Source organism: Anditalea andensis, assembly GCF_000714815.1.
Taxonomy (GTDB): Bacteria; Bacteroidota; Bacteroidia; order Cytophagales; family Cyclobacteriaceae; genus Anditalea; species Anditalea andensis.
The window spans coordinates 108,051-132,845 of the sequence record NZ_JMIH01000011.1 but is presented as its reverse complement, the minus strand read 5'-3'; the positions used below and the strand labels follow the sequence as shown (position 1 = coordinate 132,845).

Below are 24,795 nucleotides of genomic sequence, written 5' to 3'. Positions count from 1 at the left end.
TATTTAAAAACTTATTCTAATACATATTTAAAAAATCCGCCACCCTTATCATAACTGCAAATGATTAAGGTTTTCCCGTCTGGAGACAGGCCTATACCTCTGGCTTCTGCTCCGTCCAGTTCTGGGAGGTCCAGGGTCCACATGATTTTTTTATGATCATCTCTAAAGTGAAGGGTCGAAGGTCGAACCCCATTTGCCCTAACTGCTACGTAAATTTGGCCTTCTTTGTTTACATAGAGGGCATTGGATCCGGCAGCGGAACTGGTGATATCTTCTTCCCTTTGGTAGGTTATGCCATCCATACTGGTGTATTTTTGGACAAAGGGACTACCTGGGCTGGGGAAGTAAATCGTATAGCCATCAGGATTCATATCAAAAGTTCTGGCCAATATCCTTCCAGGTAAATCTAATGTTCTGATAAGGTCGAAGCTTGTAGTATCTGTTTTTTGCTGTTTTAGTACATAATTAGCATCTTCAGCGAATAGGGACATGACATAAATTTCACCCTTTTCATTCACACGTGGGGAGGTAATGGCCCGGTTTCCTTCTGGTACTTCCCATATGGCGATACCTTCTCCCGTACTGGAGTTAATTTTGATCAAATGCCTGTTTCTACTGACTAATATATGCCCGTCTAGATCGGTTCCGATACCATTGATTGGATTGAGAGCGTATTCTTTCCCCTTTACAGAGACGCTTGTCAAAGGTGAGAATGGCACATCCTGGCCTATCTTATCTTTTATTATTAACTTCCCTCCATAATCAGCCAACCATAGATTTTCCGCCTTATCCCAGGCTGCGCCATATCCAGCACCTGTGGCATTGACCACTTTTCCCTCCAAACGTAGCGATGGTGCGGGGATTTCTATATAGTCTTCCAATGGTTCAAAGCTCTTCATCATTTTCAATTGGCTCACTTGGGAGACCGTGAGGTTTTTCCCATCAGTAGCGGTGACCCGGTGATAAAACACTACCTGTTCCCCTTCTCCAAAATCTTCCAAAAGTGCAAACCATTCCTTTTCAGTCAACTTATATTCATGCCTTCTTCCGGTGGATGCTTCTATTACCGTATGGTCAAAAGCAGAGTCAGTGGCAAGCTCGTAATGATAGGTCACAAAATCCCCTTCTGGATCTTTTACCGGGTCCCATTGTATATTATAAAGTGCTTCAATATCCCGCACTGCATAGGTATGGCGGCTATGATGAGAAGTGATTTTTGGGATGGAAGGAGCCTGATTGCTGGGGGGATATAATTGAGCACGGATATCATCTCCTATACTTATAAATAACGTTCCGGCAGACATCCATTCATGGAAATCCTCGGATGCTTTAAAAATGACACTAAATGTGCCATCTTGGCTAATTTCAGGTTCTAGCGTACGTAAAATTTCTCCCTGATCACTGTTTCTTCCTTTAGATAGCAGAAGCTTTATATTTTTTTGGCGAGGTCCGTTATATTGTCCTGTAAATAGGTATTCATTATCTGATTTCTCTATTTTGACCCAACCTAGTTCTTCAAGAGACGATAGAGCCAATAATTTTCCTTCCGCCAGTGATTGAGGAAGTATATCGCGGCGGATTATATGTCCATTCATCCCAAAGAATGCAGTGGGCAGGCTTTTATCATTGATGACATCCATCTTGTCAGCTTCTTTTTCAGATATGTTATAAGTAGTATAGATTATGGTGTCTGGATTATAAAATATGTCCATTATAGTAATGGTATTGATAGGAGCATGATCCATGTCCAGCCAGCTTCTGGGCCCTGAACCCGCTGCACCGGTATTAAGTAATTCTAACCGTCCTCTTTTACCTGGGTAATATGCATGCTGATGACCACTGATATAGGTATGGACGTCATATTGCTCCAGTAGGCTTCTCAGTCTTTCTGGATTTTCAAGCACATTGCCTTTTGAATCTCTTTCCTGTGCTACCCCATAAAGTGGCATATGGCCCATAGCTAAGCGAAGTTTGGCATTTTTAGCGACAGGCATTCCGAGTTGGCTTTCTAGCCATTCAAGATTTTCATCGGTGATAGTAGGAGAAGCTGCATCCCATGACACTATGAAAACACTGTCCTGTACAAAAGAATAATAATCTGGAAAGTGGGTATTGTCCACAAATGTCAGACCGGTAGTGTTTTGGCTGTCATTCCAGTATGTTTGTGTGGCATTACGTTCTATAGGATAGGACCGTGGACCGTCATGATTGCCTAAAGTGAAGGCAAAAGGTATATTGGCCATTCTAAAAGGTTGGGCAATATGTTTATCAAAACCGGCCCACATTTTTTTTAGTGTAAGGGTATCTGAAACTCCCATACCGGCCACCATATCACCTCCACAGATGACCAGATCTGGTTGCCAGATCCGTGGTATCCTCTGTACGATACTGTCCACCTGCCATTCATAATCAGCCGCACCCAGGCCTGAATTCAAGTCACTGATTACCGCCACTCTGAGGTCCCCTCTCAAGGGCAGTTCTGGAAGTTTATCTACAGCTACCAGCCGAATGGCATCTGCGACAATTTTACCTTCTTTACCAGTGCCTATGAGTTCAAGATAATCTCCGGTACTCAGTGGGTATTCTCCTAATATGTTCCATTTGCCGCTATTTCGTATAGAGGACTGGTCTATTAAAATGCTGTCGATCTTATTACCGTAATGTAAGAGATAGTGCGCACTATCTGTATTGGTGGGGCTTGGTGTCCACCAGCTCGCTAGCTGATATGTTTTAGATTCAATCTCATCAAAAAGATAGGTGGCGGTGTTATAAGAATAATTTCCTGACGCTATCCTACCGGGGGTTGCGTTATAGTGGTTGGCCAGATTACTGTCTTCCCAAAGTCCTTTTTCTATGTAACTGGGACTGTCAGTATCGATCAGGTATGTTTTTTTGTGAACCGTGGGTCTTTTTTCTGATACCACCAGAGCTGAAGCATTTCGTCTCAGCAGGTTTCTATTGCCATTGGGTATATCGGTGGGGATGTTGACTATTTCTGATGCGGCCACCATAGTGGAGGATCCGCCCCCATCTAAATTTAATGCTTCAGAGCAGCCTAAATCTAGCATAATCGCTGCCAGTTCGTCCAGCGTCACCCCTGCACTGCTTTCCTGCCTACCGTCGACCACCAGCAGGATGATGGTATCATCATTTATATATCCTATCGCTGTTCTGGGGTGTCTGGATAGGTGGCTGCCACCAAAACCTTCTTCCTTATCCGATACCATTATACGCCCTTCCCTGACCAATATGGGGCCTCCACCTACGGCTTGGGAGGCCATCCAAGGCACAGCGCCCGACCCACTGGGATCCTTAAGAGGAGCTGTAGGATGGTCAAATAGGAATATTCCCTGGTCTGTTTGATGTGGCCAACCTATATGGGGTTTACCCTTATGCATTCCGAACGCTCCCCTTGCTATGCCCTGATTTGGTCCCATCGATATGACCTCCCCATCCGAAATCAATAAGCTGACAGAAGCTACGTTGGAAAAATAACCTCCATTGATGGCCAAAATCCCTTGATTGGTTTCATAAGATTCCAAAGTGGTTTCCCTATCGAGATTACTGCCCACAGCCCTGATTTTAAGGTGTTCATCTCGTAGGTCAATAGAAGCATAGATAGCTTTGATGGGTTCGCCATCCGTTAATAATCCCTGGTGTTCATAAACCTTCACAGACGCTGGCAATAAAATGGTTAAATCCGATCTTTCTTCCCAAATAAGGTTTTTTAATTGGGCATTTGTTTCTATAGCAGGGAGTAGAAGAACCTGGAACCATATTATGGGCAGTAAGATGGGCTTGGAAAGAAGACTATAGAAGATCGATATGTGGTAGCTGTTCATGATCTTGAAATAATGGCTACGAGGGGTCTGTACGTCTTGGATTTTAGAAAAAGACAACTCATTATCATAGCGCCTAATGTGAGGATTAATTTTAATCTAATATATCAATAAACAGGTTTAGATTTTCAGTGATTTTGTGATTTAGCTGTTTTCAGGGGGTAAATGAAAATACCTATAGCATAGTACAACCCTTAGACATGGAGAAAAACGCCATACCTTAAAATTTTCTAAAAGCCTTGGGGAACCAGGGACATTATCAGGGCGTCAGTTCGGGATTGCCCCCTTCCTTATGTCCTGTACGAAGAAGAAGCATTGCCAAAATTAAAACAAATGGAAACCAGTGCAGGAAATGTTCAGAAATTACTAGTTTCATATTAGGGATATTTTATATTTAAGTCTATATTTTACGATTTTTTTATACCCTATCCTTCATATTTTCAAATAGGACATTTGAATATAGAAATATTTATATTTACAGTGTGATGTGCTTACATTCAGGGACTTAAACCATGGTGATGATAAATTTGCAATAATAGATCTTAATATTATTATAGGCTTTTTTATGAATTTAAAGGTGTTAAAAATGTATTATAAATCAAAAATGCTTTTGTATCTTTGGGGTTGTAAATTTTGCACTATTATCATCCACCTATCACCTATATGAAAAAAATATTTAATCTAGTTTTAAGCTTATGCCTCGCTTTGGTATTGACCATATTAGGCTCCTGTGAACAAAATGAAGAACCTGATCCAATATTGGATAATGCTATTGTATCCGAAGATTATGTAGAAGGTATCTATGTCATAGGGTATTCAGAGAAAGAATATCCCATTCATATAGAAACCACCAATCCTGCAGTTTTTTCGGCCCATCCCAGCCGTAAAACATTTGAAATAAACCCTACAGGGCAAGGAAATTACAAATTGCCGGAAGGAGCATATTGGGTGCAGTACCATTTTGAAGATGAACCGTCAAATGTACATACCCTTCCTGTATTGATCACCAAGAATAAGCCATATGCCCGTGAGGCTATTGCCGCTGTCAAGAAAATGAAAGATGATCCAGCAGGATATTCTCTAATCCTACGCCATGGAGACTCTGATATCGGAACTGATAAAGTGGGCTCTAGTCCTGAATGGTTTAAATCTTGTGATTCTAAAATAGCCAGACAAATGAGCCAGAAAGGAATCGATGATTCCAAGAAAATAGGTGCCAGCCTGAAAGCATTAAATATTCCTGTAGCGGCTACTACTGCCAGTCAATACTGCAGGGCTATTAAAACAGTACAATACATGGATTTCGGCTTGCCTGTCATTGAGGACGCCAGATTGAATCATGAGAATAGTAATTCAAAAGATCCTATGTTTGATGATGTAGAAGCCATCATCAAAAATACCCCTACGCCAAACGGGATCCATATCATAGTAGGACATTATAATATGTGCCATGAAACTGTTTTTAGAGATCACATCATGCCATTAAAAATGGGCGATGGATGGATCATGAAGACAGGATCAAATGGCCAGATTTCCTTTGTCGGTGCTGTTCCATTATTTTATTGGGATATTTTGGTTCAAAAGTAAAAAGACCGGGTTATGAATTTGGATAGGTTTAATATTTCCATAACATACCCTGTCTTTATCTTGCCATAATTGTCCATTTGCCTGTTAAGTATACAAATGGAGTGAGATCATCCTTATTAATGCGGTGATCTCACTTTTTTTTAACATTATATTATTGATGGTATAGTGGTTTGAACAATTTTTTTTTATTGATGGACCAGGTTTCGTTTCCGTGACGGGGATTGGGACAGTGCCCTTTACATGTTTTGGATGCACATCAGTTTTTTAGGATTTAGAGAATATCGGAACCATATTTGAACATCCGCATAGGGACTAACAAAGCAATATGACTTTATCAAAAAAAAAGCAGGTTTTTATTCATTACTTTCCCATGTTCGGGTGTATCTGTACCGGTATCATTTATGGCGCTATAGGCATCATCGCCTTACTGTCTTTTATGCAGATCAAAGAAGGGGGAGCAGATGAGAGCAGTCTCCTGGTATTCTTGGATGATTATCTAGCAGGTAAGATTTTGGTAGGGCTTATTTTGTTGGGTACGGTGAGTTTTATCATATGGAGGCTTTTTGAGTCATATACAGATCCTTATAAATATGGGGATGGATGGATTGGGTACGGCAGAAGAACTGGTATCGCATTAAGTTCGATGGCAGATGCATTTATAGCTTATTCAGCTTTTAGAGTGCTTTTCGGTACTACGGGCATACGGGAAGATGGTAATCCGGAGGAAGAAAGGGAAATGGTGACAGCAGTGCTAGATATGGCGATGGGGGATGTTTTGATCACCCTGTTCGGAGGTGTGATACTGCTTACTGCAATTGTACAGTTTTACTATGGGGTGACCAGTGGGTACCGGGAGCGTCTGGATATAGCCCACTTTAGAGCGTGGAAGAAAAGGCTCATTCACTGGATAGCTGATATAGGCTACTTTGCCAGAGGAATAATCATTGGGATTATAGGCTTTTTTTATATCAAAGCTGGATTAGAGCAGGATGCCGGTAGGGTAGTCAATACAGACAAAGCATTTGATTTTTTGGGAGACACCTGGTCACCTTTATTTATACTGGTAGCCTTAGGGACTATTAGTTATGCTGTATTTATGATTACTCAGGCGATCACTTATGATGTGGACAATGAAGAAGAACTGGAGGATTCTTCGCCGGCTTAAATCCTCCCTTCTCATGAGAACCCGTTTAAAAACACAGCTCCAAATGCCATCTCACCTTTTTTTGGTTTCCGAAACTTTCTGCTGGACATGCGGGGGAGGTCAGTACCTGGCAAACCTCATTTTTCGGCTTTTGATGCAATGATACAATTCTTTTAGAAGGGTTATCACCAGTCCTCCTGTCACCAACGAAGTAATGGTTAAAATAGCATTGGGTTGTAAGGGAACCTCTTTTGTTCTAAGAATAAATCGTGCTTTTTCATTTTATCATATATCGATTCCTGAGTTTACTTCAAAAAATTGGGCCGCAAGTATGGATGAGTCAGCTGGTTCATTAAAGGAATGTGTATGCAGATATTAAGAAAATTGAATTTTTTTAATCGTCACTGGACAGCTTTTGGGTTTCATATACATGTTTCCAGTTTAAATCTTCATGCAGCAGTAAGGATGTGAGTATTTTTCTCCTTTGGGCGATACGTGGATTGTTGGCCAATTCCTTTATCGACAGTTCTTTGGTACTGCCTATATATTCCCAATGTAAGGTTTCTGAAGAGTCTTCAAAATTGGGGATATCATGAAATTCATCAAAACGTTTTAATAAAGCATCCATAGATTTTTTAAGAAAACATAGTTCCTGATGATGTGGGGATGTAGATTTGATGAGCATGATGGTCAGTGCTTCATCCAGTTTGGCTACATTTAGAGAAAAAGAAGCATTTATTTCTACATTATGATAGTAGTGGATAAGTGGAAAAGCCTGATAATGTTCATTGACCAAATCTATTTTCTCCTGAAGGGAATTGATCTGCGTATAAATAAAGGATGGCTGTGCACTATGTAAAGTACGGATTACTTCTTCAGGGCTGTTGCCCAGATTAAGTATAGCCAATGACAAATGCCTTTTATTGATCACCGCCGAATAGACAGAGATAAGGTAGGTCATGGCTGTGGTAAAAAATATAAAACCAAAAAAAGAAAAACTGCTGGCTATCATTTGTGTATAAGTGGAAATGGGAAAAAAGTCACCGTTACCCAAAGTAGAAAGGACATAGCCGGTAAAGTACAGCCGTTCTGAGTCAGTAGCCCTTATGCCTTCATTGTTTAAAATAGCATCGGCATCATAGGTAAATACAAAATAAAGTCCTGCCCAGATAATCAAAATCCAGACAAGTATGATGGTAAGGTTGAGAATCATACCGCTAAGGGCAAAAATCCCCCTGCCAAACTTCCGCTCTAAAGACAGGATGCTGATATGAACAAACTTACTTACCGTAAAAGTGATAAAGGATGATTTGCTGGCAGATAATGTAGTGTAGAAAAAGTCGAAGAAGCCAATGCACAGCAATATTACTCCGATGATCAAATAAATAGATTCTTCCATAGGGTACTATTCGCTTTTTTTTTTGATAACGCTCGCTAAGTCCTTGCCAAAATGGACTAATAGTAATAAAATGGCTATAATCACCCGACATTGAACCTGTCTATCGGTAAACGAGGTATATGGCTTGAATTGATAGGATCAGGCTATAGGAAATTTAGGCAGCCCAGATTATTTATAAAATGAAGTACAGTTCATCCGGCCGGTTATAAGTAGACATTACGCACTAAGCAATATCCAAAATTCAGGTAGGCGGCTCTCCATAAGGCCGGATTCCCATGAGCCACATAAAGATGGAAGCAGACATATATGATTAATCAGGTAGCTTAACTGTTTTTTACATAATAAAGCCCACTTTTTCAAATTGTAGCATAAATGATACAGTTTGCTTATGTGGGCTACTTATTTTGAATTTAGATAATAATACTTTATGTAAATAGAAATCTCTAATATGAAGTTTATGATTATTTTACGATTTTATTGTTAAATATTTTGAAGTGGGAACAGTTTTGGTAGTGTGTATTTCATATTTGTAGTTATTTTTATAAAAAAGAAAACCATATTATTTACCACTAAATAACAAACCATGTTTTATCACGACGGAAAATTACAGTACAAAGTAAAGGTTGACAAGCCTAATCCCCAATTTGCCAAGATGCTCCAGCAAGCGATTGGTGGTATTGAAGGTGAAATTAGAGTGTGCCTTCAATATTTGTTTCAGGCTTGGGGGGCAAGGGGCCCAGTAAAGTATAGAGACATGTTACTGGAAACAGGTACAGAAGAAATGGCCCACATAGAAATGTTGGCTACAGCCGTGGCGCTCAACTTAGAAACAGCTCCTAACGAGACCAAGGATAAAATGGCTTCCGACAGTCCAATATTAGAAGCTATCATGGGTGGTGCCAATCCTCGTCACATATTGTCATCGGGACTGGCAGCAATGGCTGTGGACAGTAACGGCGTTCCATTTAACGGATCTTGGGTGGTAGGTACAGGTAATCTGGCTACGGATATGTATGCCAATGTAATGGCAGAATCATCTGGAAGGGTATTAGCTACCAGGTTATGGGAAGCTACTGATGATAAAGGAATGAAAGACATGTTGGCTTTTCTTATAGCAAGGGACACCATGCACCAGAACCAGTGGCTGGCAGTTTTGGAGGAACTCGGAGGTTTGGAAGGAATGCATCCTATTCCAAATTCATTTCCTCAGGCAGAAGAAAATCAACATTTCAACTATAATTTCCTATCCACGCACATCGATCCTAAAAAAATGGCAGAAGGAAGATGGAGCGAAGGCAAGTCTATGGACGGTAAAAGCACTTTCACTATAGAGAAAGCGAAACCCGAAGGTCAGGAGCCTGAATTAGGACCACCTCATCCAAAAGGATATGCTCAGAAAGAACAGATGACAGGAGGGGGCAGCATTACTGAGAAAGTAAAAGACTGGCTAGAATAACAGCACAGAGAATACCTCTTTTTAATAAGAATATATATTAAAAAAAAATGAGTGGACGCATATAAAGCATAAGCATGCTATGCTTCAATATGAATGCTATGTATTGAACATTTCATATTTACTCTATTCAGCATTACTTAAAACCTAAACTAATAATTTTAATTATGGCAGTCGATAAAAATATCCAAGAATTTAAAAATTCTAAATTCTTTAAATTATTTCAGGACCAGTTAAAAGATATCTACTGGGCGGAAAAACATCTTGTAGAAGCACTGGGCAAAATGCAAAAAGGAGCTACTTCAGAGAAATTGGCATCAGCTATAGGAAAGCATAAAGAGGAAACCGAAGGTCAGGTAGAAAGACTGGAAAAAATCTTTGGACTGCTGGATGTAGCTGCCCGTGGAAAGAAATGCGAAGCCATGGAAGGACTTATAGAGGAAGGCAAAGAAATCCTGGAAGACACCAAAGCAGATACCATGGTGCGAGATGCGGGAATCATTATTGCCTCCCAGAAAATCGAACATTATGAAATCGCCTCATATGGCAGCCTAATAGCATTGGCCAAAAAGATTGGGCATGATGATATTGCTTCTCTACTCACAGAAACACTGGAAGAAGAGAAGAAAACAGATGAATTATTAACCCAATTGGCAGAAAGTGAAGTAAACGAAAAAGCAGCCCAGGAATAGTAGGCTGATAGAAACAATAAAGAGGCTATCTCATAAGTAGGGACAGCCTCTTTTTTTGTCTAAGCTATAATTATCTTAACCCATTTGTTCTAAGTGGGTATGTTTAAAACTATCCGGATATTTTAATCCATAACCTAAAATCCTATCCATGGCCGAATGTGCAAATAATATGATGCCAGCCAATAAAAGTATGTCATTAGATATGCTAAATCCTACGATTAAAATGGTAATAGCAAGTGTCTTATGATGGAAAAGGTTATATACCCACGCCCCAACTTTTGTATTGACAGCATAACCTACCATAGATACATCGGGTAATAGGATACATGCCGGAAAAACCCACCATGCAAAATCCATTTGGGCAAATAGCCATATGGCTAGAATAAACTGGGCTAATTCCTCCAGCTTTATAAGATAAGTCATGTGCTTGGTCATATCATTGAATGTTGTAGTAAGGCACAAAATTCAATATTAATTTGCAATAACATCTTGATATAAATCAAGAAGTTTGGGCATGGTGTTTTCTAATTCTACTGAGCGTTTCGGGAGACATGCCTAATACAGAAGCAATATGCTGTAAAGGTACCTTATTGAATAAGAGACTGTTCTGCTCAAAATACATTTCGTACCTTTCTTGGGCTGTCATTGACAAATGTGCGAAAATTCTGTTTTCTATCATGACAAAGCATTTTAACATCAATTGTTTTTCTATATCTATCCATTTTGGAAAGTCCCTGCATAGCTTTAAGTAATCCGTTTTAGCTATGGTCCACAAGTCTACGTCGTTATAAGCCTGGATATTCCACCGATTAGGCCGGTCAAAGAAAAATCCCAACACTTCGGTCATCATATAATTTTCACTGGCTATCCATTGGGTGATTTCTTTTCCCTCAGACAAGGAATAAATCCTTAATATACCGGACTTAATGATGCTTAGCTTGTCACAGACCTTATCGGTTTTTGTGAAAAAACTATTTTTTGTAAGTTTTTCTTCATAAAAATAGGATTGAATCATGTCCAGCTCTTGGTCGTTCAAGGGTCCGAAATAAGATGTTAGTAAGTGCTTAAAATGTTCCACAGCCTGATATATTTGGTTAATATGGTAAGATCACCAAATATAGTGTATATTTCGTCTTCTCTTATACACCTTAATAAGACTTACCATTTTATCTGTTTCATACTATTGTTCAGCTAAAAAATAAAGAAAGTGGAGATAAGATGGGTTTTCTTCGGGATTGAGCTGGGACTGGTACATTTCCCAATCATGTTGGAATTTAGCCAATAAAATCCCTGCTCTTAACATAATTTCCTCATCTGATTCACCCAGTTCATATCCTTTGGGAACGGCATATACGAACCTGCCTTTTTGCCCACTGGCCACAGGTATCTGGTTAAAATCCCTTTCGACAAATTTTCCAGTTTCATCATTGCTCCTGGCTGAATTTACAAAGAAATCCACGGCATGATCAGGATATCCGAATAAATGTCCATATGCTCTGTAACGGTCATACTTATCTTCAAATTCATAGATAGCCAGTAGTTTTTCTATATTGTCATCCGGCAGTATACCCCGCCGAAGAAAGAAATCCGTCTTGTCAGAAATCATATTTTTCAAAGCAGCTTTATGGTATACCAGAATTTCAAATGTTTTCGTTTTTCCGCTGACCATTTTGAAGGGGATTACGGTATAGCCTATGCTGTCATTGGAAAGTAACTTAAGGCTTTGTGAAAGTCGGATCAAGTCTTTTTTTATCTCCCCTTTATGGATATAGTCTCCGCTGATACTGTCTATGGCATAACTGAAATGTTGGACGGTACTGATGGGTTTCAGGCCTCCGTATAGGGTGTATAGGCCTTCCTGTTCTATTACCAGCTGAATCAGGCTGTCGGCCAAAGTTATAGGGTCTAGCTCTGGTTTAGACTGTGCGGTGCCTAAATATGCGATGAGATAGAAAGGGATAATCAATAAGTGCTTTGATGTCATAATTGTTGCTTTTTAAAATAACAGGCCCATATCCACGGACAGGGTGTTGTAATGTAACTCAGCTGTTCTTTCTGTAGAAAGATGAAGTGTGAACATCAGCTGTTGTTCTTTAAATTGAGACAGCCACATTAATTTTATATGGGCCAAGAGCGCATCAGAACTGTAATAATCTATTTCCTGATTAAATATTTCTCCGATTAGCCCCGTACTGTTTTGTTGGTAGGCTGATTTTTGGTTAGACCGGATACCTATTAAGGGGCTAAGCCACAGTTTATTGGATTTTAGGATGGGTAAAACCAGATCTGTACCCAACTTAAGTTCTATATTTTGGAAATGAAGAAAATTACCTCCTGCTATTTCGTCCCTTTGCTCATTTATAAAGGCTAGATCTACTGCTATTTGTCTCCAAAAGCTATTGTGTTGGGTAAGGGATGTCCGCGCATTATAAATGGTCGATGCAAAATCATAGTTAATCGCCCTAAAGATAGGGTCTATGCCAATGGAGGATCGGTTGGTATACTTAGCACCTGTTTGCCATATTTTACCGGAAAACGATTTGTTAAACCCTAAGCTGGTAGCGTAAGTTTTACTTTCTACGCTTCCGCCATCCTCAGGAACTGCTATTCCATCTCTTGCGTCAAATTGACCTGATTGGGTAGCAAATTCGAGAAATCCCCAGTCATGATTCTTGGCATAGCTCAGAAAAGCTTTGCCGGTTAAGCGGCTTTCTTTTTGGTTACGTTGAAAGGCTTGATAAGTATTTCTGGTAAAAGTGCTTATACCTCTCAATTGGTGCAGTGAAAAATCCTGTACAGCAAAGGATCCAACTGTATTTTCTTCCAGATGCTGTGCAAAGGCACCTCCTATGCCTATATGGAAGTTTTGATTCAAAAGCATTTGGTTTCCTATCTCCAGTAAAAATTTACTGTGTCTGTAGAGTGGGCGGGGTTCAGCTTTACGGTGTCCACTGCTTACGTCATACCGGACCACTGCATATGTTCTGAAACGATCCATCCAGGCTGGACTCATAGCAGAAAGTGAAAAATCTATATGATCTGCCCCCCAGCTTTCTACTTGGTTATCTGCTATCACATATGGATTGTAGGATGAAGCTTCTTTTTGAAGTAAATATGGTTTTGTTCTATCCAGGATTTTCCTGTATGAAAATGCTCCTAGTAGGTTCCAGTTTTTTATCGCTTTTTGCGATCTGGAGTGAAAGCCAAAATCTGAATAATTTTGATCTCTGAAAGCGGGTCTAAAATCACCTCCGAAGTTTTCATGTCTTATGCTGGCCTGATAAAACGGCTGAAAGGCATATTGCAGTAAATAAGGATGAGAGGCCGTCCACTCCATGTTGTACTGGGCCAGGTAATCGGTAATATCCACCTCCTGTGACTGAGCAGCGGATATAGAAAGTCTGAGTACCCATACGAGTAAAAATAAACGGCCAGTCATCCTTGTAAATTTTTAAAATGATTTAGGTGCAGGTGTGGATTTGATTTCAAAATCTTCTGAGCTGTTGTTGGTATCCTTCATGACGATATTACCATCTACAGTAGTAGATTTCCTGACAATAGACTCTCCCGTATACGTATTGCTGACAAAAGTAAACCCGGCATCCAGTTGGGCAGGTACTCTTTTAAATGCACCGTCTGTAGCACTTCTTAAGGCTTCCACCGCATCGATCACATTGGCTACGGGTACTTTTACCACTTGAGGAAATGTAGGACTGGTATCTGGTATAGGTGCTCTTTCCAAAGCTGCAAAATCATCTGTTCTCCAAATGATCGTGCCTGGCCCAAAAACAGTCACCAATGAATACGTAGCGTTGAATGGATGATAAATCATTTCCATATTCGGAACATTAGGAGCATCTATATCTCTTTGCGAACCAGTTACAAATAGTTCAAAGTCAGCATTGCTTAGGTTTACCGGACTGTTTGGGTTGGCTTCTTCTGACCGGTGATTGATTCCTTGTTGGGCTATTACCACACTGGTAAACGGAGCCAGCATATGATCACTGCCAGTACCGGGAATCCTCCATGCTGTACTGATGTATACATGTTCCTGATCTTTTGCAAATGGAGAAGGCTGTGTATTTGGATTGATTTGGCCGGAAGGTCCTTCCACATTGGATATCATCAGACCGTCCAATGCAATGCTTTCACTGGAGTTATTGTAGATTTCCACAAATTGGTCAAAGAAGTAATTGGTGTTTTCAGGGGTTTTGGAGCCACTATAGTATACCTGTCTGATGACCAGGCTTCCACTGATAGATCCAGAAAGTCTGATAGATAGGGCATCCTGACCGGTAGCAGCGCTTAGTAGGAGATTATTGTCCAGGTAGTTAAGGTTGATCTCGGATGAGGATCCTGTCAATGTTGATGCTTCCTGAGCATTTAAAAACCTGCTGGCTGTCAGTTGGTAGGTACCTGGTACCAGCCCAGCAAATGTTGCCCTGCCGTCAGCACCTGAAATTTTTTCCTGTTGATCTCCGGTAGCATTGTTGACTAATTTAAGTGTAACCCCCTCCGCTTGATCACTGGAGAAATCCTCGGGATATAATGCTACTACATTGACATCAAATAATTCCACACGAGGGGAATCATCATCACTACAGCCCCAAAGACTTAATAAAGTCAGGGCTAAAATCATTAAACGATACTGTTTTTTCATCATATTGGTGATTGGTTTATAATTGGTAAAATATTTCAGCCCCGAAAAAGAGGTCTATGTTTCTTTGCGTATAGGTGTTGGACCGTTTGTTTTGGTATAGGGGACGGTTGTTGAAGAAATTATTCACATAAAACGCAAACCCTCTACCTTTTTCGAATTCCTTGTTTACCCGTAAATTGAACAGCCATAAAGGGGGTCTTTTTTCTTCCAATAGCAGTAAATCTGATATCCTGTTCCAGTATAATTCGTTTTCCGGTGATGCAGCAGCTTCTGGGCTCAGTCGGGTGATTTCCCCTTTTCTATTTAATAAGGCGGTGGGGTAGGGATTGAACCCGGTCATTCTATCCCGGTTTACCCAGACGGTCTGAGCCAATGTGGATATCACCAGCCCGGCTTCAGGGATACGGTGTATAAACCTAAATGAGGTGTTCCACTGCAAGGTCCGGTAACCTTGTCCGGCCTGATAAAAAGGTATATGATCTGCTTGGATATGTTCAAATATAAAATTGGGGTTTGCCTGTTCGCCATTGACAAAACCATTGGTCCTGATCAGACTGCCTGAAAAGTTCAGAGAAGTCCTAAGGGCTTTCCATTCTGGTAAGTTGATCATATATTCCAGCCCGGAATTGATGATGTCCTGATTGTTTACCGGGCGATCGTAGGCGGTGAATAAGGTGTCATAGCGGGCAGGTTGCGCCGTGAGGGTAGGTGGCATTCCGGCTGGGCTGGACAGCACATCATAAAGTCCCCTGGCTGCCAAATATGGCTCACGTATCAAGCTGGGCCCTCCGCGGGTGGCTTCTTTAAAATAGGTAATGACATAGTTGGTTTTGCCCACACTGCCTTCTATGCCTAATTCTATCTTTTCTGATTTAAAGGGGGATAAAGACCTGGTGTCAATATCTATTCGTCTTGTAGTGACGATCAAAAGACGTTCTGCTGGGTCAGGAGCGTAGTAATTAAAATTGATTAAATCTATAAATCTGGGTCCTGGGGACAAAAACCTCAGGGCGGGAACTTTGGAAGTAATCCCATACCCTGCACGGACACTTAGAAATGGCAGGACATCTATAGCGGTATTGATACGGGGAAGTAGATCGGCACTGACTTTCCGCTGCTCCGGACCGGACAGAAATGCGTGATCGTACCTCATCCCCAGCTGCCAGTGCCATGGCAGGCTGCTTATTTGAAAGGTAAACCTGTCTTCGGCATATAGGCTCAGTTGATTGAGCGTTGGTATATTGTCAAATTTCCTAGGCCTGTCACCGGCATTGTAGTTTTGCCTGGGAGGGGTCACCAGGTCAAACTGCCTACCTGCTCCATGATTGGCGTCTAGTCTATATTCCATTCCCGTAAGCAGTCTGTGGCTGTTTCCCCATAGGGATATTGATTTTGACCCTTCCAGCCTTCCATATATATTCAGTGGATTGCCTTCCACGCTAGTTTGGTTATAATACCTCGCTGTGCCATAAGGAACAGCAGCTGTGGTATCGATCATAAATATCGGTCTGGGTCCTACATTGGTGGTGATGAATTCATTAAAATAGGACCGCTGTTGACTGTACTGAGCAGTAATATTGGCCTCCATGACGTCAAAAATAAATTCCTCTGGCTGCCATCTTAAATTGGAATTAAACCTAAAGCTGGCATCCTTTGATTCCCAACTCCTCTGGGATGGGTCATTGTCAGCATCTTTTCTGCGCGTGGCGATATTTCTATTGATACCCAGCCGGTTGGTTATCGTGAGCGCAGCAGCTGGAAATACCATCCTATTGGCTACATTTCCTGTAAGTCGGGTAAAATGATTAAGCACATCCCTTGGGTCTGGGGTGGCGTCCGCAAAATCCAGGTCAAAGCTTACCGCATGCCTGTCCTGATGAAAAGAAAAACCACTGCCGGCAGAGGCTTGCAGTATCGTGGGATTGGCCCTGATCCTTACATTGGGATCAAAAGCACCCACCCGGGTATTGACTATAATAGCCCCATTGGTAAAATTCCCATGTCTGGCGGAAGGTATACCCCTTAATACTTCTACAGATTCAATCTGGTCTGCGGGGATTTGCCTTAAATCAAATCCCTGTCCAGATACCGACTGAAAAGGAGGACTGGTATTAGGACCTGAATTAAGAATGTTTACATTAAACTGCATGTTAGCATCATTGGAAACAGGACTTCCATCCATAATCAGGGCAGTTCCCATCTGAGCCACTGCATTGGAGGAAGCATCTGTGGGGACCTGCCGCAAGAGGATTTGCTGGGGACTGCTCAATGATGGATTGATGGCCAATTGTCCAGGGATAAGCTGGAGGACGTCTCTTAGACTATTGGGCTGAACATGTTCGATTGCAGATCTTTCTATCGTAGAAGAGGTACCCAGTCCGGCACGGTTTTCCTGTGCCGTCACGATCACTTCTTGGAGGTCCAAACTTCTCTTCTGTAACTGAAGCTCCAGGTATACTGCGTCATCTACAGCACCAATCAAGGTATCCATAGTAGTGTACCCCAAAAAAGATACTATGATGCGGGGAGCTAAAATGTCCCCTGTATTTTTAAATCTAAAATTACCCTCCTTATCTGAAATGATGTTTTTCCCTGATGGTTCTAGTTGGATTAAAGCGCCTGGCAATGGGTTGAAATTTTCATCTTGGATTTTCCCTACGATGCTTTTTTCCTGCGATAGGGCCATAAAGTTTATGGACATCATGAACATACAGAATACAGCTTTTTTCATCATTTTGCAATTGGGTTGCAAATATAAAAAATGAATTCTTTATTGCAATTATGTTGCACTTTTATTCTAATTATATTTTGGGATAAATTTGTATAGGAACTTCACTTTTTCGTATTACAGCCTGGTAAATAAGAGTTTAAAATAAGTATCAAGAGTTTTTACCAAACAGGAAAAGATAAGTCATTCAGAAAATGGCCAACGCTCATAGCTGCCATACATTTATGGGCTACTCATGACGGGTTAGACTACGTGTTTAGTAATGGTGATTATTAAGTGTACTTCTCATTTAATGAATACAGCTTAGCATGATGCCACTTCCTAAATTTTGTGTGTTTCCTAAATAAAGGGCCGTGGAAAGACAAGCGGATATCCATAGACTGTTAGGTGCAGGGTACCTTAGCTACTTATTCAACTTTCTAATTGATAGGAAAGAATAGAAAATTACTAATGTGATATGCCCGTACGTGAAGGCAGGCCTTTTTGGCAGAAAAACAAGCTGCTTCTGCGCACCTATCTTTTCTCGTACTTCAGCAGTTCTTCATATGGATTTCCTCGGAGCCCCAGCATCATTGCAAAAGCGGGTTCTGTTTTATATCCCTGGCGCTTTAAATCAATAATTTTTAATCTAAAGCTTTCATCATTTTCACAGAGCAGCTGATGTTCTATGCACATATGTCTATAAGCAAACTGTGCTTTGGTGGGGATATTCTGACCAAATATTTCGATCACCAAGCCTTCTATTTCCATTTTTATTACCACAGATGGCTCTTGCTTTTGGATGTGGGTTTGAATATAGAAATGTTTATAAGATGAAAAAGCTTCTTTGATGAAATGAATATATTCTTCGATATCATGAAAATGACAGATGATATCAAGATCACTGTTTTCGATATCTAAATGGATAGGTATGGTGCCCACTACTATGGGAGTATACGCTCCTAACCGGGTCAAGAGCTGGTAATCTGTTAATATGCTATAGGCTTTTTGCTGGCGCGGGTTACCGTTTTTTAAATAGCCTATATTTTCATAATCAATATCCATTTTTATACTAAATACCAATGTCAAAAATAACCAGATAATTTATAGATCACCTTTTCTTAGTCGGTGTATAAAGTTATACGTGCTTACATAGAGAAAAAAGACGGAGGATTACACCTCCGTCTGGGGGTATTTGATATCAGCAAGTGTGTATTACTGTATATTATTATCCTATGGTAATGGCAAATTCATCCATGGGAATCCTGACTTTTTTCATTTGGCCCAACCAATCCTTTTCTGCGTCTGCATAACCGACATACATGAGGGAAACGCTTTTAAGTCCCAAATCATTTAAGTTCAATACTTCATCTACTACTTCATTACTGAAGCCTTCTGCAGGAGTGGAGTCTATCCGAAGCTCGGCAGCCTGGGCCATCGCCAGTCCCAAGGCTATGTATGTCTGCCTGGCAGTGTGTTCAAAATTGAGGGAGGCAGGTTGTTCCAGATAAATTTCTTTAAGTTTTCCGGTATAACTGGAAAAAGCCCCTCTGGGCAAACCTCTTTCGTCAGTAGTCAGATCATAGACTTTGTCAATCCGCTCAGATGTATACCTGTCCCAGGCGGCAAATACAATTACATGCGAACAGTCCCTCATACAGTCGGGGTTTAAAGCACCAGCTACAAGTTTCTCTTTTGTCTCCTGATCAGATATAACGATAAGTCTGAATGGTTGCAATCCTGAAGAAGTAGGAGCCAACCTGGCGGCTTCAATGATTTTATCAATATTTTCCTGGCTTACTTTTTTGGATGGATCGTAAGCTTTGGCGGCATGACGCCATTGTAAATCTTCTAATAATGACATTTTATATGAATTTAAATTCCCTCGTGATTTAAGTCTACTATCGAGGACCATAGATTAAAATTTATTTTTGCTAAACTAAGTTCCAATCGAGCCATAATAAAAGGATGGATAGGGAAGGGGTTGATTTTTGCCTAAAATTAACCAGCTGATAAAGCTGTCATTATCTTCAATTTATATTATCTTAACAGGTTTCCTGGTATTGAAAAAATAATCCCTTTGGTGAGGTTATCATAAATCTATCTCCCAAAACCTCAAGGTTATATTAGCGTTTCCGTCTAAATGGCCAGGCCTTAATACTATAGATACCCAAAAAAATAGAAGAAATCATTAAGCTACAGGGATATAAAAGCCGTTGAAATTTTATTAATTGGTTAATCTAACATGAACTTTATATGACTTTCACTTAACATGGACTGACGGATACGCATAATGGCTAACTTTGTTTCGGGCGAACCTATAGCGCATGAAAATTTCAGAAGATTCCATATTAAAAAGTATTCGATCAGGTGATCAGCAGGCTTTTGAGAGACTTTTTGATACTTACTGGGAGGTATTGTTCCAGTATGCATTTGGAATTTTGGAAGATGAGCATGAGGCGGAAGACCTTGTCCAAGAACTTTTCATGGAAATCTGGGAAAGCAGGGTGATCATCTCTCCTATCAGGACAGACTGGAAGACTTATTTATTTTCCTGTCTCAAAAAGAAAGTGCTGAAAACCTTTAGAAGTCAGGGTATACGCAGGAGGCACCTTGATCATTTGATCCATAAGGTAGGGAGTGTTGAGTTGCCGATCAAAGATTTTTTACATGATGAGCTTGTTAAATCTATCCACCTTCAGCTGGAGACCTTACCGGAAAGAGAAAAGCGGGTTTTTATCCTGCATGAAATTGAAGGCTATAGTGTAAAGGAAATTTCTTTTCACCATGCAGTATCTGAGCAGACGGTCCGAAATCAGATAGCAGCAGCTACTAAAAAAATGCACCCGTATATTACCCGATTATTAACTAGCTGTTTCCTTTTTACGCCTATTGCTAAGCTTATGTTAATTCGTATTTTCCAATAGTTAAAAGATAAGAGGAGTGGTACTTCCTACCAAACAAAGTACCCATTGGAAAATTATAAATTAGAAAAGCTTATCGACCGCTACCTCAGTGGTACGGCCACTGCCACAGAGCAGCAGCTACTAGAAGATTGGTTAGACGATCTGGCTTCAAATGTTGCCATCCGGCCTATAGACATCGATGTGAAAAGAAAATTGGCCAAAAAAAGGTTGATGGATCAAATCAAGGCTAAGGAACCGGGAGTTTTGTTCCCATATGCCAAGGTGGCCGCAGCTTTGGTGCCTTTGCTGTTATTGACCGCTATTTTATGGTCGTATTTCTCACCTACTGTAGAAAACATCACCGTAACTACTGTTTATGGGGAATTTCAAGAGGTATGGCTGCCTGATAGTACAAAGGTACTGCTCAAACCCAATTCATCGCTGACATATCCTTCATCCTTTGGCAATGAAAGAAATGTTCAGCTCCAGGGCAGTGCTTTTTTTGATGTTAAAAGAGATACCATAAACCCGTTTATGGTTTCATCCGAAAATCTATTGGTTCAGGTACTCGGGACATCTTTTGAGGTGGTAAGCTATAAAAATATGCCGGAACAGCGCATCACGGTAGCGAGTGGCAGAGTATCCGTTTCCCATCTTGATATAGAAAAAGCAATTTTAAATCCATCCCATCAATTGGTCATCGATAAGACCACTGGTTTATCGGAAATGAGCCAAGTAAGTTTTTATAAACAGCTAAACAGCCAAAGGATAATATTACATGAGGCTTCTCTTGAACAAATGGTAGCCTTGCTTTCAACCTATTATCCTATTCAGATAAATCACCCAAAAGAAACTGGTATTACACTATCTGCCAATCTGGATGCTAAACTAGAGGTGAGCAGTATATTGGAAGCCTTGAATGTAGTTTTAGAAAAATATACCCTATCCATACACCAAACCGAAAAGAACAAATATGAAATTCAGTAACCCGATACCCGTTGGCCCGGGTACCGGGAATAGCTTACTGAAAGGAATATCCTTCTCTTCTTTAAACTATCTATTAACAAGTAATAACTAAGATAATGAAAAAAAACAAAAAGAGAAAAGAGCATCTTTTTCTCCCTTTTACCAATGTCTTTATATGTATTGTGCTATTGTTTTTGACAAACTATACAGTGGCCCAGCAAAATCAGCCAATCGCCCAAGCAGAGATGAAAGCTACACTGCTGACCGATGGCCTAAAAAAAATGCAGCAAGACCATAATTTAAATCTGATATATGATGCACAGGAACTTAATGGTATAAAAGTGAATTCCCAGGTTTTCGGAGGTGATAATGCCAAGGAAATTTTTCGGATGCTGGAAGAAAAGCGGGTGGTAGAAGTGGTAGAAAAAAACGGGATTTACCTTATAAAGAAACATTCTCCAGCAAAAAATGTCACTACCGAAACTAAAAAGGAGCCTACTTTACCAGATATAAGGGGTCAGGTGATAGATGCGGAGACATCAGAGCCTTTGTTTGGAGTAGCCATCCAAGTGAAAAACCAGAACAGGGGGCAAGTGACCGATATGGATGGTAACTTTAGTTTTATTGGATTAAGCAATGATGATATCCTGTTTTTTTCTATGCTGGGCTATCAGTCACTGGAGGTTCCGGTAGGGAGCAGAAGTGATTGGACGATCAGGTTAAACGGTACCGAAAACCTCCTAGATGAGACCGTGGTAATAGGATACGGAGAAGTAAGCCGGGAAAAGCTGACCAGTTCCATTACCAGTGTTTCCCCAAAGGAGTTTAATAGAGGGGTATTGGCCAGTCCGGAGCAACTGCTTCAGGGAAAAGTGGCAGGACTGGTGATCAGTAGAGACGGCAATCCTAATGCTACGCCCAATATTGTCCTCAGGGGCGCTTCTACCCTTAGGGAAGGGGCTGCCCAGCAGCCTTTTTATGTGATAGACGGGGTACCTGGTGCTTCTATCAACCTGGTGGCTCCGGATAATATTGTTTCAATAGAGGTATTAAAAGATGCATCTGCTACAGCCATTTATGGCAGCAGAGCTTCCAATGGTGTGATCATGGTGACTACCAGAAAGGCTCAGCCCACTTATGGTTTTACGTATAATGCCTATGCCGGGATAGATCAGGCCGCCAATTCGCTGAGAATGATGACGGGAGATGAATTAAGGTCCTATCTTGCCAAAAATGGCCAAAACCTATTTCCTAATGACAACCAGTATACCGTAAGTGGAGAGGATACCACCTTCGTCAATACCAACTGGCAGGATGTGGTAAGTAGGCAGGGATTCAGTCAAAACCATACCCTGAGCTACGGTGGAGGGACAGAACGGGCTACCTTTAATGCCAGTATAAATTATTTCAAAAATGAAGGCATCATCCGTGGTACCTCCAGGGAAAGGGTGATTGCCCAAATGTCTGTAGATCAAAAAGGATTTAACGACCGCTTGAGACTGAATTTTCAGTTGACAAATTCTTTGGAGAATCAGCAATTGGTAAGAGAAGAAGTGTTCCGTCAAATGGTATCTTACCTGCCTACGGTAAATGTGCGGAATGAAGATGGTAGTTTTAGAGAAAACACCATCGACCACACCTCCAATTACTTTAACCCACTGGGCATCATAGACCTCAACCAGGATGAGCGTCAGCAAAACACCATATTGGGATTTATGTCAGCACGATTTGATGTCACGCCGAATTTCAATCTTAACCTGACAGGTTCATACCAGATAGAAAAATTTGAAGGTAAACAATACCAGGACAGTAAATCCATTTTGCCCATAGAATATCAAGGAACTTCCTATTCCGGATCTCAGGTGGGAGGTATAGCCAAAAGGTTCAGTGTGCAGAACCACAGAAAGGTCATCGAATCATTTTTTGAATATACACCTGTCAACAATATGGTCCATGAATTAAAAATCTTGGGAGGCTATTCCTGGCAGGATGATGTGAATAATGATGGCTTTCAGTCAACCAATAATGGTTTTGTATCAAATGTGACAGGAGCAGAAAATCTTGCCTTGGGTACCAATACACTCAGGGTGGATTATGGAAACTATAGCCAGATACCGCTAAGGATCATCTCTTTTTATTCTAGGGTAAATTATTCTTTATATGATAAATACCTGTTCCAGTTTTCCATGAGAAAAGACGGTTCCTCCGCTTTCAATGGGGATAACAGGTGGGGCAATTTTCCAGCGGCATCTTTTGGCTGGTTGATCAATGAGGAGAAATTCTTTGCCAATCAGTCCATATTCCAGACATTAAAGCTTAGGGCCGGATATGGGGTTACAGGCAATTCATTGGGCTTTGATCCATTGCTGACGGTATTTAGATTTGGCAGTTCAGGTACTTACTATAATAATGGGAACTACGAACAGGCACTAGGTTCTGTAGCGAATGTGAATACAGATCTTCGCTGGGAAAAAACCTCCATGCTTAACCTGGGATTGGACTTTTCGATATTGCAGAGAAGGGTAACCGGTTCGGTAGAGTGGTACCATAAATATACCTCAGATTTGATTTTCTATTATCCGGTTTCCACCACTTTGTTTGTTCACCCTACCATGACAGCCAACGTGGGTGAGATTTCAAACCAGGGACTGGAATTTACAGTACAGGCTAGTGCCCTTCGGAAAGGTAAATTTGGCTGGGACATTTCTGGTAATATAGCCCATAACAGAAACAGGGTAGAGAAACTTTCCAATTTTGAATATCAGCTTGATTCTATTCCTACTGCTGCAGGATCCGGTGCAGGTGTGAGCGGGGTATTTACACAGTTGATCAAAGAAGGGTACCCCATCGGGCAATTCAATTTATACCAGTATGCCGGAAGAAATGAGGCTGGGATATCCACCTTCTTTACTCCAGAGGGAGGGGTGACCGCTGCCCCAAGATTTCCTGCGGATGCAAGGTTGATCGGAAATGCGCAACCTAAATTTACCTATGGTGTAGGGAACACCTTTTTCTATGGTAACTGGTCCCTGAACATATTTGTCCGAGGAGTGTATGGAAATCAGGTGCTGAACTCTACCCGTGCCGTCTTGAGCAGTATCAGCCAGGCATATATCAGAAATATCCCCCTTTCTGCAGAGGGTGAGCCCATGACGGATGTCAACAATAACTTCTACTCAGACAGGTACCTGGAGTCTGGCTCCTTCTTAAGGGTGGATAATGCTACCCTGGCCTATAGTTTTCCATTTGCAAATCGAAGGGATATCAAAAACCTAAGCCTTTATCTTACAGGAAACAATTTATTTGTATTTACTAATTATTCGGGTATAGACCCCGAGGTTAATCTGGGCGGATTAACACCAGGTTTTGACAATAATAATTTCTATCCCAGAACACGCGGATTTTTACTAGGTCTTACATTGGATTTCTAATAAATAAACAT

General features: G+C 40.8%; 17 protein-coding genes. 7 read left to right on the top strand and 10 right to left on the bottom strand.

Features of this window, described 5'->3' with window-relative positions; translation table 11 throughout:
- Positions 1–11: 11 nt before the first annotated feature.
- A complete protein-coding gene (locus tag EL17_RS22485) occupies positions 12–3,842 on the bottom strand; it encodes a phosphodiester glycosidase family protein (RefSeq protein WP_051719763.1) in 3,831 nt (1,276 codons plus the stop codon).
- A 660-nt stretch (positions 3,843–4,502) separates the two neighbouring features.
- Here EL17_RS22485 and EL17_RS02680 point away from each other — a divergent pair.
- On the top strand, positions 4,503–5,426 hold the full coding sequence (locus EL17_RS02680; RefSeq protein WP_035069735.1) for a histidine phosphatase family protein: 924 nt from the start codon (positions 4,503–4,505) through the stop codon (positions 5,424–5,426).
- Between the two features lie 325 nt (positions 5,427–5,751).
- Positions 5,752–6,591: a DUF1206 domain-containing protein gene (locus EL17_RS02675; RefSeq protein ID WP_035069732.1), complete on the top strand. Its 840-nt coding sequence runs from the start codon at positions 5,752–5,754 to the stop codon at positions 6,589–6,591.
- Between the two features lie 373 nt (positions 6,592–6,964).
- Here EL17_RS02675 and EL17_RS02670 read toward each other — a convergent pair whose 3' ends face one another.
- Positions 6,965–7,969: an ion channel gene (locus EL17_RS02670; protein WP_035069730.1), complete on the bottom strand. Its 1,005-nt coding sequence runs from the start codon at positions 7,967–7,969 to the stop codon at positions 6,965–6,967.
- Between the two features lie 583 nt (positions 7,970–8,552).
- On the opposite strand from EL17_RS02670, the gene EL17_RS02665 reads away from it, so the two are divergent.
- Together EL17_RS02665 and EL17_RS02660 are read left to right on the top strand one after the other, a co-directional pair.
- Positions 8,553–9,425 (top strand): manganese catalase family protein, encoded by an 873-nt coding sequence (locus EL17_RS02665; protein WP_035069727.1) that lies wholly within the window; start codon positions 8,553–8,555, stop codon positions 9,423–9,425.
- A gap of 164 nt (positions 9,426–9,589) precedes the next feature.
- On the top strand, positions 9,590–10,114 hold the full coding sequence (locus tag EL17_RS02660; RefSeq protein WP_035069724.1) for a YciE/YciF ferroxidase family protein: 525 nt from the start codon (positions 9,590–9,592) through the stop codon (positions 10,112–10,114).
- A 75-nt stretch (positions 10,115–10,189) separates the two neighbouring features.
- Here the strand turns inward: EL17_RS02660 and EL17_RS02655 are convergent, their stop codons facing one another.
- The 8 genes from EL17_RS02655 to EL17_RS02620 form a co-directional block, all read right to left on the bottom strand.
- Positions 10,190–10,549, bottom strand: a complete 360-nt coding sequence (locus tag EL17_RS02655) for a DUF4260 domain-containing protein (protein ID WP_240485924.1) — start codon at positions 10,547–10,549, stop codon at positions 10,190–10,192.
- A gap of 64 nt (positions 10,550–10,613) precedes the next feature.
- Positions 10,614–11,192 (bottom strand): Crp/Fnr family transcriptional regulator, encoded by a 579-nt coding sequence (locus tag EL17_RS02650; RefSeq protein ID WP_035069721.1) that lies wholly within the window; start codon positions 11,190–11,192, stop codon positions 10,614–10,616.
- Between the two features lie 102 nt (positions 11,193–11,294).
- Positions 11,295–12,098 carry a hypothetical protein gene (locus EL17_RS02645; RefSeq protein WP_051719762.1) on the bottom strand — a complete coding sequence of 268 codons (804 nt, stop codon included), beginning with the start codon at positions 12,096–12,098 and terminating at the stop codon, positions 11,295–11,297.
- Positions 12,099–12,110: 12 nt separating this feature from the next.
- Positions 12,111–13,553, bottom strand: coding sequence for a DUF6850 family outer membrane beta-barrel protein (locus EL17_RS02640; RefSeq protein WP_035069718.1), 1,443 nt, complete (start codon positions 13,551–13,553; stop codon positions 12,111–12,113).
- 12 nt (positions 13,554–13,565) lie between these two features.
- Positions 13,566–14,777 (bottom strand): DUF4876 domain-containing protein, encoded by a 1,212-nt coding sequence (locus tag EL17_RS02635; protein ID WP_035069715.1) that lies wholly within the window; start codon positions 14,775–14,777, stop codon positions 13,566–13,568.
- Between the two features lie 13 nt (positions 14,778–14,790).
- Positions 14,791–17,508: a TonB-dependent receptor gene (locus EL17_RS02630; RefSeq protein ID WP_164674921.1), complete on the bottom strand. Its 2,718-nt coding sequence runs from the start codon at positions 17,506–17,508 to the stop codon at positions 14,791–14,793.
- A gap of 507 nt (positions 17,509–18,015) precedes the next feature.
- Positions 18,016–18,546: a DUF4269 domain-containing protein gene (locus EL17_RS02625; RefSeq protein ID WP_035069712.1), complete on the bottom strand. Its 531-nt coding sequence runs from the start codon at positions 18,544–18,546 to the stop codon at positions 18,016–18,018.
- A gap of 163 nt (positions 18,547–18,709) precedes the next feature.
- The gene (locus tag EL17_RS02620) at positions 18,710–19,345 is read right to left on the bottom strand and encodes an NAD(P)H-dependent oxidoreductase (protein WP_035069709.1); all 636 of its coding nucleotides are present in this window, start codon (positions 19,343–19,345) and stop codon (positions 18,710–18,712) included.
- 463 nt (positions 19,346–19,808) lie between these two features.
- Between EL17_RS02620 and EL17_RS02615 the strand changes: the two genes are divergently transcribed.
- The 3 genes from EL17_RS02615 to EL17_RS02605 all read left to right on the top strand — a co-directional run bounded on the left by EL17_RS02615 (position 19,809) and on the right by EL17_RS02605 (position 24,784).
- Positions 19,809–20,408, top strand: a complete 600-nt coding sequence (locus EL17_RS02615; protein WP_035069707.1) for an RNA polymerase sigma factor — start codon at positions 19,809–19,811, stop codon at positions 20,406–20,408.
- Positions 20,409–20,453: 45 nt separating this feature from the next.
- Positions 20,454–21,374 carry a FecR family protein gene (locus tag EL17_RS22480; protein ID WP_051719761.1) on the top strand — a complete coding sequence of 307 codons (921 nt, stop codon included), beginning with the start codon at positions 20,454–20,456 and terminating at the stop codon, positions 21,372–21,374.
- 95 nt (positions 21,375–21,469) lie between these two features.
- Positions 21,470–24,784, top strand: a complete 3,315-nt coding sequence (locus tag EL17_RS02605; RefSeq protein ID WP_051719760.1) for a SusC/RagA family TonB-linked outer membrane protein — start codon at positions 21,470–21,472, stop codon at positions 24,782–24,784.
- Positions 24,785–24,795 lie beyond the last annotated feature (11 nt).

Excerpts from the sequence above, each read along its gene's own strand:
- EL17_RS02665 (WP_035069727.1), top strand. The coding sequence starts at position 8,553 with ATGTTTTATCACGACGGAAAATTACAGTACAAAGTAAAGGTTGACAAG.
- EL17_RS02660 (WP_035069724.1), top strand. The coding sequence starts at position 9,590 with ATGGCAGTCGATAAAAATATCCAAGAATTTAAAAATTCTAAATTCTTT.
- EL17_RS02620 (WP_035069709.1), bottom strand. The coding sequence starts at position 19,345 with ATGTCATTATTAGAAGATTTACAATGGCGTCATGCCGCCAAAGCTTAC.
- EL17_RS02655 (WP_240485924.1), bottom strand. The coding sequence starts at position 10,549 with ATGACCAAGCACATGACTTATCTTATAAAGCTGGAGGAATTAGCCCAG.
- EL17_RS22485 (WP_051719763.1), bottom strand. The coding sequence starts at position 3,842 with ATGAACAGCTACCACATATCGATCTTCTATAGTCTTCTTTCCAAGCCC.
- EL17_RS02675 (WP_035069732.1), top strand. The coding sequence starts at position 5,752 with ATGACTTTATCAAAAAAAAAGCAGGTTTTTATTCATTACTTTCCCATG.
- EL17_RS02645 (WP_051719762.1), bottom strand. The coding sequence starts at position 12,098 with ATGACATCAAAGCACTTATTGATTATCCCTTTCTATCTCATCGCATAT.
- EL17_RS02625 (WP_035069712.1), bottom strand. The coding sequence starts at position 18,546 with ATGGATATTGATTATGAAAATATAGGCTATTTAAAAAACGGTAACCCG.
- EL17_RS02635 (WP_035069715.1), bottom strand. The coding sequence starts at position 14,777 with ATGATGAAAAAACAGTATCGTTTAATGATTTTAGCCCTGACTTTATTA.
- EL17_RS02640 (WP_035069718.1), bottom strand. The coding sequence starts at position 13,553 with ATGACTGGCCGTTTATTTTTACTCGTATGGGTACTCAGACTTTCTATA.
- EL17_RS02680 (WP_035069735.1), top strand. The coding sequence starts at position 4,503 with ATGAAAAAAATATTTAATCTAGTTTTAAGCTTATGCCTCGCTTTGGTA.
- EL17_RS02630 (WP_164674921.1), bottom strand. The coding sequence starts at position 17,508 with ATGATGAAAAAAGCTGTATTCTGTATGTTCATGATGTCCATAAACTTT.
- EL17_RS02670 (WP_035069730.1), bottom strand. The coding sequence starts at position 7,969 with ATGGAAGAATCTATTTATTTGATCATCGGAGTAATATTGCTGTGCATT.
- EL17_RS02605 (WP_051719760.1), top strand. The coding sequence starts at position 21,470 with ATGAAAAAAAACAAAAAGAGAAAAGAGCATCTTTTTCTCCCTTTTACC.
- EL17_RS02615 (WP_035069707.1), top strand. The coding sequence starts at position 19,809 with ATGAAAATTTCAGAAGATTCCATATTAAAAAGTATTCGATCAGGTGAT.